Raw genomic sequence first — 16,341 nt, forward strand, 5'->3', positions numbered from 1 at the left:
CTGCGAACCCTTCGTCGTTGAGGGGATCGGCATGCAGACGACATCTTGGTCCGCTGGCTTGCGCCTGCTGGCATGGGGTCTGGGCATCCTGGCGCTGCTGGGCCTGCATGCATGTGGCGGCGATGGCGGCAGCGGTTTCTTCGTCCCCGGCGTTGCCACGCCTCCCGCCGGCCTGCACTACCAGCGCAATGCCGTGGTCTACGCCCTGGGCCGGGAGATCCGTCCGAACGCCCCGAGCAGCAGTGGAGGGCAAATCCTCCGCTACGCCGTTCGCCCCGCATTGCCCGACGGGCTCCAGATCGACCCGACCAGCGGCGTCATCAGCGGCACGCCGCAGGTGGTCGCGGCCCCTGCGCTGTACACCGTCACCGGCAGCAACTTCGCGGGCGCGGTCACGACCGGCCTGCTGATCGCGGTCAGGTCCAGGACGGAGCCCCCTGCGAACCTGAGCTACGAGAACCAGAACGCGATCTACGTCATCGGCGTGCCGATCCCGCCGAACCATCCCTCGGTGGATGGCGGCGACGTCAGCAGCTTCTCGGTGCAGCCGGGGCTTCCCGACGGCCTGGTGATCGACCCCGTCACCGGCATCATCTCCGGCACGCCCAGCCGGCTCGCCGACTCGGCCAGCTTCACCGTGACCGCCGCCAACAGCGCCGGTGCGACCAGCGCCGTGCTGCAGATCGAGGTCAGCAGCCCGCCGACCAAGGGACCCAGCCTGCTGGTCTACCAGCAACCGAAGGCCGTGTACGCCGCGGGCAGGCCGGTCATGCCCAATCTGCCGCACAGCATCGGCGGCCCCATCGATGCCTTCGCCGTGTCGCCGGCCCTGCCGACGGGCCTGAGCATCGATGCCTCCGACGGCGTGCTCTCGGGCACGCCGCAAGAGGTCAGCGCTGCCGCCGACTACACGGTGACCGGCAGCAATGCGGCGGGAACGGCCTCCGCGACGCTGAACATCGAGGTGGTGCCCGCCGGCACGGGCGTGCCGACCGGCCCCATGAGCGTTGCGCGCGCCCATCCGACGGCCAGCCTGCTCGCGCTGGGCCTGGTGCTGATCGCGGGCGGCAACGACGACACCCATACGCTGGCATCGGCGGCGCTCTACACCCCCGGCACCCGCTCCTGGGCGTCGACGGGCTCGATGAGCACCGCGCGCTATTTCCACACCGCGACGCTGCTGCCGGACGGCCGGGTGCTGGTCGCGGGGGGCGAGGATCTCAACGGCGTGTTCCACGCCTCGGCGGAGATCTACGACGTCGCCACCCGCCAGTGGTCGCCGACCGGCGCCATGGGCGTGGCGCGCAGCGGCCACACCGCCACCCTGTTGCCGACCGGCCAGGTGCTGGTGGCGGGCGGAACCAACGGCGGCTTTCTCGCGACCGCGGAGCTCTACGATCCCGCCACCGGCCGGTGGACGCCGACCGGCACCATGAACACCGCCCGCAGCGTGTTCACCGCCACGCCGCTGGCGGACGGCCGCGTGCTCGTCGCCGGAGGCATCGGCGGCGGCCCGCTCGCCGCGGCGGAACTGTACGACGCGGCCAACGGCCGCTGGACGACCACCGGGTCGATGCTCGCGGCCCGGCTGACGCACACCGCCGTGCTGCTTCCCGATGGGAAGGTCCTGGTGGCTGGCGGCAACGGCGGCGCCGCCGGCGGCGGCTCGCTGGCGACCGCGGAGCGCTACGATCCCGCCACCGGCGTCTGGTCGGCCACCGGCGCAATGAACACCGGGCGCACAGCCGCCACCGCGACCTTGCTGCCCGAGGGCCGGGTGCTGGTGACAGGGGGCTATGACAGCAGCGGCCGGGCGCAGGCTTCGACGGAGCTCTACGACCCCGCCAGCGGCCAGTGGAAGGGCACCGGCGCCATGCGCGACGCACGCTACTTCCACACCGCCACCCTGCTGCCCGATGGCAACGTGCTGCTCGCCGGAGGCACCAATGATGTCGCGGCGCTGGCCACGACGGAGTTGCACGTGCCGTAGCGCGGCCGCGTTCGTGCGACCCGGCGTCGACTGGTTCCACATGAACGCCGCGACCTACGACCCGAGCGACGATTCGGTGATCGTGTCGAGCCGGGAGAACTTCGTCCTCAAGATCGACTACGCCAGCGGCGACCTGCTGTGGATCCTCGGCGATCCGACCAAGTACTGGCATACGTTCCCCTCGCTGGCGGCCAGGAGCCTGACGCTCGGGTCCGGCGGGCTCTACCCGATCGGGCAGCACGCGGTGTCGATCGCGCACGACGGTTCGCTGATGCTGATGAACGACGGCCTGGCATCGGTCAACCAGCCCGCCGGTGCGCCGGCCGGCGAGGCCCGCGGCTACAGTGCCGTGTCGGCCTACACGATCGATGCAGCGGGGCGCGGCGCGACCGAGGCCAGGCGCTTCGACTACGGGCAGTCGGTGTTTTCGTCGGTCTGCTCCAGTGCCTACGAAGCTGCGGCCGACGGCTCGGTGCTGGTGGACTACGCGGTGGCGGACAACGCCACGCATGCGCGCCTGGTCGGGCTGGACCCCGGTCAGAACGTCGTGTTCGACTTCGAATACCCCACCACGGGCTGCAACACCAGCTGGAATGATGCGCAGCCGATCTCGTTCGACGCGATGCGCTTCCAGTGATGCAAATGAAGCCCGAGTGCGCCGCTGGGCTGTCGAATTGAGGTGAGAATGCGTGCGCACGCTCACGCCGTGCTTCCATCACCATGCCGCTGCTTCTCATGACCACCGCCAGCGGCGAGACGCTGCAGGTCCCCCTCAAGCCCCACGACAACAAGGTCGGCCGGGGCACCACCAACGACGTGATCGTCGACTCGTCCCAGGCCAGCCGCGACCACGCCGTGATCGACGTCGAGCACGCCTTCGTCACCATCACCGACCTGGGCAGCCGCAACGGCACCTTCGTCAACGACGTCCAGATCCAGAGCCAGGTGCTCGCCGACGGCGACCTGATCCGGCTTGGGAGCTACGCGATCAAGTTCATCGCCGCCGACCAGGAGTTCAGTCAGGTCGAGGCGCAGCGGATGATGACCATGCACGAACTGCTGGTGAACATCGACACCGAGCGCGCCGGGCCCGAGGCGGCGACGGGCCCCGGAGTCCCGGGAAGTACCCGCGGATCCATCTGAGACCTGCGGCCATCAGCCTCCAGTCAGGTTTCCGGCGGAGTTGATGTAACAATAAGGTGTTACACAATATTGCATCTGCCGAGGACGCATGCCGAAACTGATCTTGATGAAGGGTGTTGCCGCGACCCGGCAATTCTCCTTGCTCGCGAAGCAAACCACCATTGGCCGGGCTTCGACCAACGACGTCGTGCTCGACGCGATGCAGGTGAGCCGGCACCACGCCCTCGTGACCCTCGACGGCCCCTTCGTGACCCTCAGCGACCTGGGCAGCCGCAACGGCGTCTTCGTCAACGGCGTCAAGGTGCGGTCCCAGGTGCTGGTCGGCGGCGACGAGGTGTCGATCGGCACTTTCAAGATCCGGTTCCTCTCGGGCGACCATGATCCGTCGGGGGTCGACGCGATGCGACTCGTGACGACGCCGGAACTGCTGGCTGATCTGGACCGCTCGCGCGAGACGTCGCACGCGTACGACGTCTGAGCGGGTCCTACAGCGACAGCAGCCGTTCCAGGAACGCGCGGTCGCGTCGCAGCGCCACGCGCAGTTCCTCGGTCGAGTCCGCCTGCTCGGCATGCGCCTCGATGCGGCTGCGCTCGCCGCTGAAAGATTCCGCCAGGTCGTGCAGTACCTGCTGCACCAGTTCATCCGCCTTTTGCACCGCCCGCCGGGGATCGTCGACGAAGCCGATCTGGACGGCGTCCCAGCCGCGGCGGAAGTTCTCCGCGACGTCGGCCGGGAAGAGGGGCTCCAGCGGCTCGACGTCGGTGCGGCGGCTGTCCGTCTGGCTGTCCGCTGCGGCTCTCACGGCCACCGGCACGTCTTGGGGGTAGCCACCCCGGTCCATCCGGTCGACTCGCACATCGGGAGCCGGCACTGGCACTGCAACTGCTGAAGGAGCCTGGGCGAGAGCCTCTGATTCCACTCCGGCCTCGCTGGCTTGACGGCGCTTGGTTTCGAAAATCATGATCGCACCTCCATGGGTCGGGTCGGCCGGATCGATGGCTGGGGCCTGGCCTCCGGCCGCAGCCCGCGCACTTCCAGCAATTCGTCGAACAGCGCGCGGTAGTGCACCACGGCCTTGCGCAATTCTTCGGTCTCGACCTCGCCGCGCAGCGTCCGCCCGCGGATTTCCTGCGCTGCGCGGTAGTTGCTCACCACCGTCGGGTGATCGACCGAGATGTCCGCGGCCCGATGCTCGAAATCCGTTACCGGATAGCCGCGCTTGGCCAGCAGCTCCCGCACCAGCGCGTCAGCCTGGTCGACCACGCCGCGCGGGTTGTCCACGAAGTCGGCCTGCAAGGACGTCCAGGCCGCGCTGAAGCGCGCGGCATCCGCGGCTGCCAAGGGAACGATCGTCAGGTGCCCGACGCGCTCTTCGCGACGTCGCAGTTCGGCTTCGGCCTGAGCGCGGCTGCCGTGCGCCTGGACGGCACGGTCGTATTCGGGCCCGAACGCAGCCCCTGCGATTGCTTGCTGCGGTGGATGGCATAGGCAGCCAGCGCGATCACGATCACGGCTGCGACGATGGCGACAAGTGTCCATGTCTGGGGGGGCATTGCGTTCATTGCACTTCTCCCGGGTAAGGCGGTGAATCACCGGCCCCATGCGCGGGCAGCGTCAGGAATCGCCGGCAATTTCAGCTTGCGCCAAGTCACTGCGCCGGTGCCGCAGCCCAGGGGAGTTTCGGGAGTCGGAGAGGGCCTACGGACGCGGTGCGAATTTTCCGCACGTCCTCAAAGCCAGGCGGGAGATCAGCAGCCGCGCGCCCCGAGCGTCTCCGACGGCCTTTCCCCGAACCGCGCCCGGTACTGCGCCGCGAAGTGCCCCAGGTGCAGGAACCCGTACTTCTGCGCCACCTCGCGCACACCCCCCGCGGCAACCCCTGCGCATGCCTGGAGCTCGGTCCGCACGCGGTCCAGCCTGAGCTCGCGCAGGAACTCCATCGGCCCCTGCCCCGCATGCTGGCGGAAGGCCACTTGCAAGGCCCGCGCGCTGCAGCCGACTTCGCGGCAGATATCCGCCAGCGACAGCGGCTGCTCGGCATGCGCCGCCATGTATTCCTGCGCCTTGCGCACCACGCGCGGCAGCAGGCTGCGCTGCGCCTCGCCGGCCAGTGCGCGCGAATGGTTGTGGCCCGCCGACATCAGCAGGCTCGACATCAGGTATTCCTCGGCATGCTCGCCCAGGCGCCCGCCCGACTGCAGCGCGTTGCCCGCATCCAGCGTGAGGCGCAGGTAGTCGATGAAGTGCACCAGTGGCGCCAGCGCGGGGTTGTCGAGCGGCACGCCCAGGTCGAACACCAGTTGCTGCTTCAGCGGCGCCTGCAGCAAGGACTCGAGCCGCGAGCGCAGGGCGGACCGGGCCAGCCGCACGATCAGGTGCGGGCTGTCGTCGGCCCAGCGCATCGAGAGCGGCTCGGTCGGCGAAGGCAGCGACGCCAGGCTGGGGGTCGCGTCCACCTGCTGCGCGCCGCAGCGGATCTCGGCACCGCCGCGCAACGGAATCTGCAGCAGGAAGAAGTCCTGCAGGTAGCCCGGATCGATCTGCACCCCCGGCCCGTACTGCACGTAATTGAGGCTCACGTCCCGATGCAGCCGCGCACTGTGATGGCAGGCATCGAGTTCGGTGCGCGGCCGCAGCATGACCAGCTTGTGCGGGCAGAACACGCGGGCCACGCTCTCGCGCGCCTCGTCCATGTCGTGGCTCTCGAAGAGTCGGTAACGCTGCAACGGCAGCCGTGAAGGGGTGGCGGTTTCCATGGGGCCAGGGCACCGTAGCAAAAACCGTCCCCGCCCACAATTCGGACCACCCCTTGAATGAAAGCTGCGCGCCACGGACATCGCCTGCGTTTGCGGGACACGCCAGCGGCCTCCCTGCAAATAACGTTCGCTCCACAGGCCATCCCGGCCTGCCGATCAACCCAGGAGGGCAAGCGTCATGTTCAAGGGACTCGCGGGCAAGAGCGCCATCGTCACCGGTGGCTCCACATTGATAGGCGCCGGCGTGGTGCGTGCACTGCACGCGGCCGGCGTCAAGGTCGTCATTGCCGACATCGATGCCGACAACGGCCAGCCGCTGGCCGATTCGCTCGGCGCCGGCGCACGCTTCGTGCGCACCGACATCACCGACGACGCCCAGGTGCAGGTCTGCGTGGCGGAGGCGGCGGCACGGCACGGCGGCGTGCACTTCCTGGTCAACCTGGCCTGCTCCTATGTGGACGACGGCTTCAAGTCGCCGCGCGCCGACTGGCTGACCTCGTTCAACGTCAACGTGGCGAGCGCGGTCGCGATGCTGCAGGCGGTGCATCCGCACATGGTCGCGGCGGGCGGCGGGGCGGTGGTCAATTTCACCAGCATCTCGTCGCGCGTGGCGCAGACCGGCCGCTGGCTCTACCCGGTGAGCAAGGCCGCGATGGCGCAGCTCACCCGCAACATGGCGATGGACCTGGCGCCCGACCGCATCCGCGTCAACAGCGTGTCGCCGGGCTGGACCTGGTCGGCCGTGATGGACAAGCTCAGCGGCGGTGACCGCGCCAAGACCGATCGCGTGGCGGCGCCCTTCCATCTGCTCGGGCGCGTCGGCGATCCCGACGAAGTCGCGCAGGTGGTGCTGTTCCTGTGCTCGGACCACGCCAGCTTCGTGACCGGCTCCGACTACGCGGTGGACGGCGGCTACTCCGCCATGGGACCGGAGCAGGCCGTGCCCGCCATTCCCAAGCTGATGGATTGACCCGATCAAGGAGACACGCAATGAAACGAATCGCCATCGTCGGCGCAGGCCAGTCGGGCCTGCAACTGGGACTGGGCCTGCTCGCTGCAGGCTACGAGGTCACGATGTACAGCAACCGCACCGGTGAAGACATCCGTACCGGCAAGGTCATGTCGAGCCAGTGCATGTTCGGCGCCTCGCTGCAGATCGAGCGCGACCTGGGCCTGAACCACTGGGCGAGCGATTGCCCCACGGTCGACGGCATCAGCCTTGCGGTGCCCCATCCCGAGCAGAAGGGCGCCAAGGCGATCGACTGGGCCGCGCGGTTGAATTCGAGCGCGCAGTCGGTCGACCAGCGCGTCAAGATCCCGGCCTGGATGAGCGAGTTCCAGAAGAAGGGCGGCGAACTCATCCTGAAGGACGCCGGCATCGACGACCTCGAAGCCTGCACCCGCAGCCACGACCTCACGCTGGTCGCCAGCGGCAAGGGCGAGATCTCGAAGCTCTTCGAGCGCGACGCCCACAAGTCCACCTACGACAAGCCGCAGCGCGCACTGGCGCTCACCTACGTGAAGGGCATGAAGCCGCGCCAACCCTTCTCGGCCGTGTGCTTCAACCTGATCCCCGGCGTGGGCGAGTACTTCGTGTTCCCGGCGCTGACCACCACCGGCCCCTGCGAGATCATGGTGTTCGAAGGCGTGCCGGGCGGCCCGATGGATTGCTGGGCCGACGTGAAGACCCCGCAGGAGCACTTGGCGCGCAGCAAGTGGATCCTCGACACCTTCACGCCCTGGGAGGCCGAGCGCTGCCGCGACATCGAGCTGACCGACGACAACGGCATCCTCGCCGGCCGCTTCGCGCCGACGGTGCGCAAGCCCGTGGCGACCTTGCCATCGGGCCGCAAGGTGCTGGGCCTGGCCGACGTGGTGGTGCTCAACGATCCGATCACGGGCCAGGGCTCCAACAACGCGGCCAAGTGTGCCGACACCTACCTGAAGAGCATCCTCGCGCGCGGCGAGGGCGCGGCCGATGCGGCGTGGATGCAGCAGACCTTCGACCGCTACTGGTTCGGCTACGCGCAGTGGGTCTCGCAGTGGACCAACATGCTGCTCGCACCGCCGCCGCCCCACGTGCTCAACCTGCTCGGCAGCGCCGGTGCGATACCGCCGCTGGCCAGCGCCTTCGTCAACGGCTTCGACGACCCGCGCACCTTCTTCCCGTGGTTCGCGGACCCGGCCGAGGCGGAGCGCTATATCGCAACTTGCGCCGCCGTCGCTTGAGCCGGAGCCCGAGCATGAAGCGACGCGTGGCCATCGTCGGCGCCGGCCAGTCCGGCATGCAGCTCGCGCTCGGCCTGCAGCGCGCGGGGCACGAGGTGACGGTCTACTCGAACCGCACGGGGCAGGAAATCTTCGATGGCCCGGTGATGTCGAGCCAATGCATGTTCGAGACCGCGCTGCAGACCGAGCGCGAACTGGCGCTCGACGGGTGGGCCGATGAATGCCCCATCGTCGAGGGCATCGGCATGGTGGTGCGCAGCCCCGAGGGCAGCAAGGCCATCGAATGGAGCGCGCGGCTCGACGGCCCCGCGCAGTCGGTCGACCAGCGGCTCAAGATCCCCGCCTGGATGGCCGAGTTCGAGCAGCGCGGCGGCCGGCTGCTGCTGCAGGACGTGGGGCTGGCCGAGCTCGAAGCCTGCGCCGCCACGCACGAGCTCGTGGTCGTCGCCAGCGGCAAGGGCGAGATCTCGCAGCTGTTCGAGCGCGACGCCGAGCGCTCGCCCTTCGACCAGCCGCAGCGCGCACTGGCGCTCACCTACGTGAAGGGCATGAAGCCCGCCCAGCCGTATGCGCGGGTGTGCTTCAACCTCATTCCCGGCGTGGGCGAGTACTTCGTGTTCCCGGCGCTGACCACCACGGGGCCGTGCGAGATCATGGTGTTCGAAGGCGTGCCCGGCGGCCCGATGGATTGCTGGGCCGACGTGAAGACCCCGCTGGAGCACTTGGCGCGCAGCAAGTGGATCCTCGACACGTTCCTGCCCTGGGAGGCCGAGCGCTGCGGCGACATCACGTTGACGGACGACAACGGCATCCTCGTGGGCCGCTTCGCGCCGACGGTGCGCAAGCCAGTCGCGACGCTGCCGTCTGGGCTCGAGGTGCTGGGCCTGGCCGACGCGGTGGTGCTCAACGACCCGATCACCGGCCAGGGCTCGAACAACGCGGCCAAGGCCGCCGACATCTACCTGAAGCGGATCCTCGAACACGGCGATGCGCCCTTCGACGCCGCGTGGATGCAGCAGACCTTCGACCGCTACTGGGAAGGCTATGCCCGCTGGGCCACCGACTGGACCAACAGCCTGCTCGCACCTCCGAAGCCGCATGTGCAGAAGCTGCTGCAGAGCGCCACCCACATGCCCGCGGTCGCGAGCACCCTGGTCAACGGCTTCGACGACCCGCGCGTCTTCGCGCCCTGGTGGTTCGATGCCGCCGAGGCCGACCGCTTCCTGGAGGGCAGGGCGCGCGAGGCGGCGGCCGACCGTTTCGACCGGCGCGACTTCCGCAAGGCGCTCGGCCAGTTCACCACCGGCGTGACCGTCATCACGACCCGGGGCATCGACGGCCGCCGCGTGGGCATGACCGCCAACTCGTTCTCGTCGGTCTCGCTCGACCCGCCGCTGGTGCTGTGGAGCCTGGCTCGGCAGGCGCCGAGCGTGGCCGACTTCACCGGCGCCAGCCATTTCGCGATCAACGTGCTGGCGGCACACCAGCATCACCTGTCGCGCCAGTTTTCGACGCCGCAGCCGGACAAGTTTGGCGGCGTCGACTGCTGCGACGGCACGGCCGGCGTGCCGCTGCTGAATGGCGTGATCGCCCGTTTCATCTGCCGCAACGTGAGGCAATATGACGGCGGCGACCACCTCATCTTCATCGGCGAGGTCGAGCGCTACGACCGCTTCGACGGCGAGCCGCTGGTATTCCATTCGGGCTATTACCAAGTGACGACCCGACATCCGGAATGCGTGCAATGAGCGCGCGGCCCGCACACCCATCCACCCCTTGAACGGAGCACTTCACATGCAGGACCCAGCAGCCACCAACTCCCCGCGCCAAATCCGCATCCAGGCCAGCGACGGCAGCGGCAGCTTCAACGGCTACCTGGCCGTGCCGCGCTCGGGCAGCGGGCCCGGCCTGGTGCTGGCGCAGGAGATCTTCGGCGTGAACCAGACGATGCGCGACGTGGCCGACTACTACGCCGAAGAAGGCTACGTGGTGCTCGTGCCCGACTTGTTCTGGCGCCAGCAGCCCGATGTCGAGCTCGGCTATTCGCCGGACGACTGGCAGCGCGCCTTTGCCTTCTACAAGGGCTTCGACGAGGCCCGCGGCATGGAAGACATGCAGGCCGCGATCACCGCACTGCGCGGGCGGCCCGAAGTGCAGGGCGCGAAGGTCGGAGTGCTGGGCTTCTGCCTGGGCGGCAAGCTGGCCTACCTGGCGGCCTGCCGCACCGATGCGGACGTGGCCGTGGGCTACTACGGCGTGGGCATCGACGCGGCGCTCGACGAGGCCGACCGCATCCGCTGCCGGCTCGCCCTGCACGTGGCCGAGCTCGACGGCTTCTGCCCGCCCGAGGCCCGCGAGCGCATCGTGCAGGCGCTGCGCGGCCGGCCGAACGTCGAGGTGCACGTGTACCCCGGCGTCGACCATGCGTTTGCGCGGGTGGGCGGCGAGCACTACCACCGCGCCTCGGCGCTGATGGCGCACGAGCGCAGCATCGCGGCGCTGAAGAGCGCCATCGGCCCGCACTACGACCTGGCCGCGCTGTGGGACAAGCATTGCGAGTACGAGTTCGCGACCCGCAACGTCGACGACACGATGAGCACCATGGTGGCCGAGCCCTACGTCAACCACATCCCGACCATGACCGGCGGCGTGGGCTACAAGGCGCTGCACCATTTCTACACGCACCACTTCGTCAACAGCAACCCGCCCGACACCTCGCTGGTGCCGATCTCGCGCACCGTGGGCGCGTCGCAGGTGGTCGACGAGATGCTGTTCTGCTTCACGCACACGACCGAAATCCCGTGGATGCTGCCGGGCGTGGCGCCCACGGGGAGGCGGGTGGAGATCCCTTTGCTGGCGGTGGTGAAGTTCCGGGGGGACAAGCTCTACCACGAGCACATCTACTGGGATCAGGCGAGCGTGCTGGTGCAGGTGGGGTTGCTGGATGCGGCGGGGTTGCCGGTGGCGGGGGTGGAGACGGCGCGGAAGCTGCTGGATGAGAGCTTGCCTTCGAACACGTTGATGGGTTAGCCCCTAACAGCCGCTTGGCTATTGGCCCAAAGTCCTATTCCCCCTCCGCGCCTCGGCGGCTAGGCTCCCACCACTCGCACAGCCGAGCACGACCCGCGCACAAGCCCGGGAAAACGACTTGAGGAAACAACATGAAAAACAACACGACGCGTCGCGACGCGGTCCTCACCATGACCCTGGGTGCGCTCGGCGCCTGGGTGCCGGGTGCACATGCGGCCGATGGCCTTTTGGTCGATGCCAAGGAGGCCCTCGAGGAGGGCGTCGCGGAGGTCGAGACCGACGTCAAGGCGCGCCAGGCGCGCGACCTCGCCATCGAGGCCTACATCTACGCCTACCCGCTGGTCACCATGGAGCTGACCCGGCGCAGCCTCACCAACGTCGCTGCGCCCGATGACAGCAAGGCGCCGATGGGCCAGTTCCTCAAGCTGCGCGGCTACCCCGCCGTGGACAACCACGCAGTCACCGCGCCCAACGCCGACACGCTGTACACCATCATCTGGCTGGACGTGACCAAGGAGCCGTGGGTCATCTCGACGCCGGACATGAAGGGACGCTTCTTCCTGCTGCCGATGCTGGACGGCTGGACCAATGTCTTCGAGGTGCCGGGCAAGCGCACGACCGGCACCGGCGCCCAGAAGTTCGCCATCACCGGTCCGGGCTGGAAGGGAACCCTGCCGGCGGGAGTCAAGCAGTACAAGTCGCCCACCGGCATGGTGTGGATGCTCGGCCGCATCTACTGCACCGGCACGCCCGAAGACTACGCGGCGGTTCACGCCCTGCAAGACGAGATGACGGCCGTGCCGCTTTCCTCCTACGGCAAGTCCTTCACGCCGCCGCCCGGCACGGTCGATCCGAGCATCGACAGCAAGACCGCCGTGCGCGAGCAAGTCAACGCGATGGATGCCGCCAGCTACTTCGCGCTCTTCGCGCAGCTGCTGAAGACCAATCCGCCGGCCGCGGCCGACGCTCCGATGGTCGCCAAGCTGGCCAAGATCGGCATCGTCCCGGGCAAGGATTTCGATGCCTCGAAGCTCGACGCATCGGTCCAGAAGGGATTGTCGAAATCGCCCAAGCCGGCCCAGGCCAAGATCATGGGCTGGATGAAGAAGGGCTTGCTCTCCGGCGACCTGAAGCTCAAGAACGGCTGGACCTTCACCACCAAGACGGGCCTCTACGGCACCAACTACATCCAGCGGGCCCTGATCACCGCGATCGGCCTCGGCGCCAACCGGCCGCAAGACGCCGTCTACCCCACGTCCACCGGCCCCGACATCCTGCAGAAGTACCACGGCTCGAAAAAGTATGTCCTGCGCTTCCCGAAGGGCCAGTTGCCTCCGGTCAACGGCTTCTGGTCGCTGACGATGTACGACACCGACTACTTCTTCGTGCCCAACCCGATCAATCGGTACACCGTCAGCCAGCGCAACCAGCTCAAGGCCAATGCCGACGGCTCGGTCGACCTCTACATCCAGAACGAGTCGCCCGGCGCGGACAAGGAAGGCAACTGGCTGCCGGCGCCCAAGGAAGGCTTCATCCTCATGATGCGCCTCTATTGGCCCAAGGACACGCCGCCGAGCCTGCTCGACGGCAGCTGGACCATTCCGCGCGTGAAGCCGGTCTGAGCGACTTGCAACGCTTCCCTGTGTCCCATCGATTCACCTGAGGAGACTGCCATGAAGCACTTCGTTTTCTCCGCATCGGCCGTGATCGCATTTGCGTGTCTCGCCCCCGCATCGTCCTGGGCGGTGACCTGCGCGAAGGGCGTCTACCGAGAGGGCTGCGCGGGTCCCAACGGCGCCGCGGTGGTCAGGAAGCCACCGGCGCCGGCGACCGTGACCTGCGCCAAGGGCGTCTACCGAGAGGGATGCGCCGGACCCAACGGCGCAGCGGTTCGCAGGCGCTACTAGCAGCACAACCCGAGGAGAAGAACATGAAGTCAACCCGATTCGTCCTGGCGCTGTGCGCCGCACTGGTGGCAGCGGGCTGCGTCACCAAGCAGACCTACAACACCGAGGTGCAGAAGGCCGACAGCTATGCCGCGCTCAGCCAGAAGCTCTCGGGCGAGCTGAGCGCCGATCAGGCGCAGATCACGCAGCTTCAGAACGAGCTCAAGGTGACCCTGGTCAACGAGATCCTGTTCCCCGAAGGCGGCTGGTCGCTGAGCCCCAAGGGCGAACAGACGTTGGGCAAGATCGCGCCGACGCTGGCTGACCTGAAGGGCCAGCAGATCGTGGTCCAGGGCTTCACCGACAACGTGCCGATCGGGCCCGAACTGAGGGGGCGCTTCCCGTCCAACCTGGAGCTGTCGTCGGCCCGGGCGGACAACGTCGCGCGCTTCCTGACCTCGAAGGGGGTGCCGCAGAACACCATCTCGGCGCAGGGCTTCGGCGAAGCACGCCCGGTGGCGAGCAACGACACGCCGCAGGGCAGGGCCAAGAATCGACGCGTGGAGATCGTGATCACGGCGGCCAATCGGCCGTAGCGCGCCGGTCATGCGAACCAGTTTCCGACTGCCATGCACGAGGCTGGGCGTGGCGGTCGGCATGGTGCTCTTCGCTGGCGTTCCGGCCCGCGCGGAGATGAGCGCCGAGGAACTCGCCAAGCTGGCGCAGAACCCGGTCGGCAACCTGATCAGCGTGCCGTTCCAGAACAACACCAACCTCAACTACGGGCCCGAGAAGGGAACGCAGAACATCCTCAACATCCAGCCGGTGGTCCCGATCTCGGTCAACTCCGAGTGGAACGTCATCACGCGCACCATCCTGCCGGTGATCTCGATGCCTTCGCTGGGCCCCGGCATCGGCAGCCTCAGCGGGGTCGGCGACACGGTGTTCACCGCCTTCCTGTCGCCGGCCAAGCCGGGCAAGTGGATCTGGGGCGCGGGCCCCGTGGTGCAGATCCCGACCAACAGCAACTCGGAGCTCGGCAACAAGAACTGGGGCATGGGGCCGGCCTTCGTCGTGCTGCACATGGACCACGGCGACCCGTGGGTCTACGGCGCACTGGTCAACAACATCTGGTCGGTCAGCAGCAGCAAGCAGGGCGGCTCGTACAACAACGGTACCTTGCAGCCCTTCGCCAACTACAACTTCCCGGGCGGCTTCTACCTGACGACGGCCCCGATCATCACGGTCGACTGGAACGCCGACAGCAGCAAGCGCTGGACCGTGCCGCTGGGCGGTGGCATCGGCAAGATCTTTCACCTGGGCAAGCTGCCGGTGAACACGCAGCTCTCGGCCTACTACAACGTCGTCAAGCCCGACAACGGGCCCAACTGGCAGATCCGCCTTCAGGCGCAGTTCATGTTCCCCAAGTGAAGCGCTTCGTCAACTTGAAAGCACCCATGACCAACACCCGACTTCTCGCAAGCGCCGCGCTGCTCGCAGCGAGCCTGGCGCTCGACACCGGGGCGGCTGCGCAGACGCCCGCGGCCACCAAGCCGGCGGCCCCTTCGGCCAGCGCTGCCGCCAAGGCCGCGCCGCAACTCGATGCCAGGGCCATGGACCTGCTGAAGGGCATGAGCAGCGCCCTCACCGCGGCGCAGTCGATGGCGTTCACGGCGGTCGTCACCTACGAAAGCCCGAGCAGCGTCGGCCCGCCGCTCGTGTATTCGACATCGTCCGAAGTGCTGGTGCAGCGCCCGAACAAGCTGCGCGTCATCACGCTGGGCGACGGCCCGGCCGCCGAGTACAGCTACGACGGCAAGACCATCACCGCGTTCGCGCCGGCCGAGAACCTGGTCGCGGTCACGGAGGCGCCGCCCACCATCGACGCGATGCTCAAGGCCGCATTCGACAAGGCCGCGATCTACTTTCCGTTCGCCGACATCGTCGGCGCCGACCCGTTCGGCAACATCGCCGACGGGCTCACCAAGGCCTTCTACATCGGCCAGTCGAAGGTGGTCGGCGGCACCACCACCGACATGATCGCGGTGGTCAGCAACACCGTCTTCATGCAGATCTGGATCGGTGCCCAGGACAAGCTGCCGCGGCGCATGCGCGCGGTGTTCCGCGGCGACCCGCTGATGCTGCGGCACGACGTCGAGTTCTCCAACTGGAAGCTCGATCCGGTGATCGCGGCCGAAGCCTTCGCGGCGGTGAACGCGGCCAATGCCAAGAAGATCGACTTCGCCGCACCAAAGCCGACGCAGCCACCGAAGGCCGGCCGGAAGCCGGCGAAGGCCAAGTGAGGAGACGAAGCATGACGAACACCAAGGCCCTTCTTCCGCTGCTGGCGGCATGGCTCATCACGGCAGGCTTCCATGCGCCGGCGGCCGCCTGGGCCAGCGCCAATCGCTTCGGCGGTCACTCCTACGGCGGCTTCGGCAGCGCCACGCATGACAACCGTTGGGGCGGCTCGACCTCCGCCAATGCCTTCGGCGGCTGGAGCCATACCAACGCCTATGGCGGCCACAGCGAAGGGGTCGCGGGCTACGGCGCAGTGCACACCACGGCCGGCGGCTTCTCGACCTACCGCCCCCCGGCCTATGGCTATGGCGGCTACGCGCCCTACCACGCGCCGGTGGCGGTGCCCTACTACCACGCGGGCTGCTACGACTGCGCAGGCGCCGTGGCCGCCGGTGCTGTGGTTGGGGTCGCGGCCGGCGCGGCGGTCGCCAGTGCCGCGCGTCCGGTGTATTCGGTGGGCGTCAACTATGCGACGGTGCCGCCCGGCGCGGTGATCGTGAACCAGGCCGGCATCAACTACTACCAGGTCGGCAGCACCTGGTTCCGGCCGTACTACGGTGCCAACGGCGTGTACTACACCGTGGTGCCTGCGCCCTACTGACCATGAACATGAACCCACCCCACGTCACTCCGCTCGCGCTCGCCTGCCTCGCACTCGCGGCGGTCCTCGTCACCGGCTGCGCAACGCCGGGGTCGGGCAATGCCGGCATCACGGCCTCCGAGAACAACCTGGCCAAGGTCTCCAATGTCGGCTTCCTCAGCGACCCCGGCAAGCTCAAGGTCCAGCCTGAGAACGGCGGCTTCCTGTGCTGGCGCCAGGCCGGCGTCGACTGGCGCAGCTACGACAAGGTCATGATCGAGCGCATCAAGGTCTACGTCACGCCGGCGACCGACCAGAGCCCGATCGACCCGACCGACCTCAAGGCGCTGCTCGACTACTTCCACAGCGCGCTGGTCAAGAACCTGTCGCCCGAGGCGAAGATCGTCGATGTCGCGGGCCCCGGC

19 protein-coding genes and 1 pseudogene are annotated in these 16,341 nt (G+C 68.2%); 16 read left to right on the plus strand and 4 right to left on the minus strand.

The annotated features are described in order from the left end of the window. Nucleotides 1–31 precede the first annotated feature (31 nt). The 4 genes from QZH52_RS09770 (at nucleotide 32) to QZH52_RS09785 (ending at nucleotide 3,611) form a co-directional block, all read left to right on the plus strand. Nucleotides 32–1,990, plus strand: a complete 1,959-nt coding sequence (locus tag QZH52_RS09770; protein WP_301807403.1) for a putative Ig domain-containing protein — start codon at nucleotides 32–34, stop codon at nucleotides 1,988–1,990. Next, nucleotides 1,950–2,627: an aryl-sulfate sulfotransferase gene (locus QZH52_RS09775; RefSeq protein WP_301807480.1), complete on the plus strand. Its 678-nt coding sequence runs from the start codon at nucleotides 1,950–1,952 to the stop codon at nucleotides 2,625–2,627. Before QZH52_RS09770 ends, QZH52_RS09775 begins: the two co-directional genes overlap by 41 nt. An 83-nt stretch (nucleotides 2,628–2,710) precedes the next feature. Next, nucleotides 2,711–3,133 carry an FHA domain-containing protein gene (locus QZH52_RS09780; RefSeq protein ID WP_301807407.1) on the plus strand — a complete coding sequence of 141 codons (423 nt, stop codon included), beginning with the start codon at nucleotides 2,711–2,713 and terminating at the stop codon, nucleotides 3,131–3,133. 88 nt (nucleotides 3,134–3,221) lie between these two features. After that, nucleotides 3,222–3,611 carry an FHA domain-containing protein gene (locus QZH52_RS09785; RefSeq protein WP_301807409.1) on the plus strand — a complete coding sequence of 130 codons (390 nt, stop codon included), beginning with the start codon at nucleotides 3,222–3,224 and terminating at the stop codon, nucleotides 3,609–3,611. A gap of 7 nt (nucleotides 3,612–3,618) precedes the next feature. Here QZH52_RS09785 and QZH52_RS09790 read toward each other — a convergent pair whose 3' ends face one another. The 4 genes from QZH52_RS09790 to QZH52_RS09805 form a co-directional block, all read right to left on the minus strand. After that, nucleotides 3,619–4,095, minus strand: coding sequence for a hypothetical protein (locus QZH52_RS09790; RefSeq protein WP_301807411.1), 477 nt, complete (start codon nucleotides 4,093–4,095; stop codon nucleotides 3,619–3,621). Further along, on the minus strand, nucleotides 4,092–4,475 hold the full coding sequence (locus tag QZH52_RS09795) for a hypothetical protein (protein WP_301807413.1): 384 nt from the start codon (nucleotides 4,473–4,475) through the stop codon (nucleotides 4,092–4,094). Before QZH52_RS09795 ends, QZH52_RS09790 begins: the two co-directional genes overlap by 4 nt. A gap of 11 nt (nucleotides 4,476–4,486) precedes the next feature. Further along, nucleotides 4,487–4,696, minus strand: coding sequence for a hypothetical protein (locus QZH52_RS09800; protein ID WP_301807415.1), 210 nt, complete (start codon nucleotides 4,694–4,696; stop codon nucleotides 4,487–4,489). A gap of 186 nt (nucleotides 4,697–4,882) precedes the next feature. Continuing rightward, a complete protein-coding gene (locus QZH52_RS09805; protein ID WP_301807418.1) occupies nucleotides 4,883–5,890 on the minus strand; it encodes an AraC family transcriptional regulator in 1,008 nt (335 codons plus the stop codon). Nucleotides 5,891–6,068: 178 nt separating this feature from the next. Between QZH52_RS09805 and QZH52_RS09810 the strand changes: the two genes are divergently transcribed. The 12 genes and pseudogenes from QZH52_RS09810 to QZH52_RS09865 all read left to right on the plus strand — a co-directional run. Next, a complete protein-coding gene (locus QZH52_RS09810) occupies nucleotides 6,069–6,860 on the plus strand; it encodes an SDR family oxidoreductase (protein WP_301807419.1) in 792 nt (263 codons plus the stop codon). Between the two features lie 20 nt (nucleotides 6,861–6,880). Next, nucleotides 6,881–8,119 (plus strand): styrene monooxygenase/indole monooxygenase family protein, encoded by a 1,239-nt coding sequence (locus tag QZH52_RS09815; protein WP_301807421.1) that lies wholly within the window; start codon nucleotides 6,881–6,883, stop codon nucleotides 8,117–8,119. Nucleotides 8,120–8,133: 14 nt separating this feature from the next. Then, nucleotides 8,134–9,369: pseudogene (locus QZH52_RS38620) on the plus strand (styrene monooxygenase/indole monooxygenase family protein); the annotation flags it as partial. Then, nucleotides 9,343–9,867: a flavin reductase family protein gene (locus QZH52_RS09825; RefSeq protein WP_286525574.1), complete on the plus strand. Its 525-nt coding sequence runs from the start codon at nucleotides 9,343–9,345 to the stop codon at nucleotides 9,865–9,867. The pseudogene QZH52_RS38620 and the gene QZH52_RS09825, both read left to right, overlap by 27 nt. A 46-nt stretch (nucleotides 9,868–9,913) precedes the next feature. Continuing rightward, on the plus strand, nucleotides 9,914–11,149 hold the full coding sequence (locus QZH52_RS09830; RefSeq protein WP_301807423.1) for a dienelactone hydrolase family protein: 1,236 nt from the start codon (nucleotides 9,914–9,916) through the stop codon (nucleotides 11,147–11,149). A gap of 131 nt (nucleotides 11,150–11,280) precedes the next feature. Continuing rightward, nucleotides 11,281–12,771 (plus strand): DUF1254 domain-containing protein, encoded by a 1,491-nt coding sequence (locus QZH52_RS09835; protein ID WP_301807426.1) that lies wholly within the window; start codon nucleotides 11,281–11,283, stop codon nucleotides 12,769–12,771. A gap of 51 nt (nucleotides 12,772–12,822) precedes the next feature. Continuing rightward, nucleotides 12,823–13,056, plus strand: a complete 234-nt coding sequence (locus tag QZH52_RS09840; RefSeq protein ID WP_301807428.1) for a hypothetical protein — start codon at nucleotides 12,823–12,825, stop codon at nucleotides 13,054–13,056. Nucleotides 13,057–13,079: 23 nt separating this feature from the next. Then, a complete protein-coding gene (locus tag QZH52_RS09845) occupies nucleotides 13,080–13,631 on the plus strand; it encodes an OmpA/MotB family protein (protein ID WP_301807430.1) in 552 nt (183 codons plus the stop codon). A 61-nt stretch (nucleotides 13,632–13,692) separates the two neighbouring features. Continuing rightward, a complete protein-coding gene (locus tag QZH52_RS09850) occupies nucleotides 13,693–14,466 on the plus strand; it encodes a transporter (RefSeq protein WP_301807432.1) in 774 nt (257 codons plus the stop codon). 26 nt (nucleotides 14,467–14,492) lie between these two features. After that, nucleotides 14,493–15,338: a DUF2092 domain-containing protein gene (locus QZH52_RS09855; RefSeq protein ID WP_301807433.1), complete on the plus strand. Its 846-nt coding sequence runs from the start codon at nucleotides 14,493–14,495 to the stop codon at nucleotides 15,336–15,338. Nucleotides 15,339–15,349: 11 nt separating this feature from the next. Next, nucleotides 15,350–15,937, plus strand: a complete 588-nt coding sequence (locus tag QZH52_RS09860) for a hypothetical protein (protein ID WP_301807435.1) — start codon at nucleotides 15,350–15,352, stop codon at nucleotides 15,935–15,937. Nucleotides 15,938–15,945: 8 nt separating this feature from the next. Continuing rightward, nucleotides 15,946–16,341: DUF3313 family protein (locus QZH52_RS09865; RefSeq protein WP_301807438.1), on the plus strand; the 396-nt coding region annotated here is incomplete at its 3' end.

The sequence above is a fragment of the Variovorax ginsengisoli genome, from assembly GCF_030486595.1.
GTDB classification, from domain to species: Bacteria; Pseudomonadota; Gammaproteobacteria; order Burkholderiales; family Burkholderiaceae_C; genus Variovorax; species Variovorax ginsengisoli_B.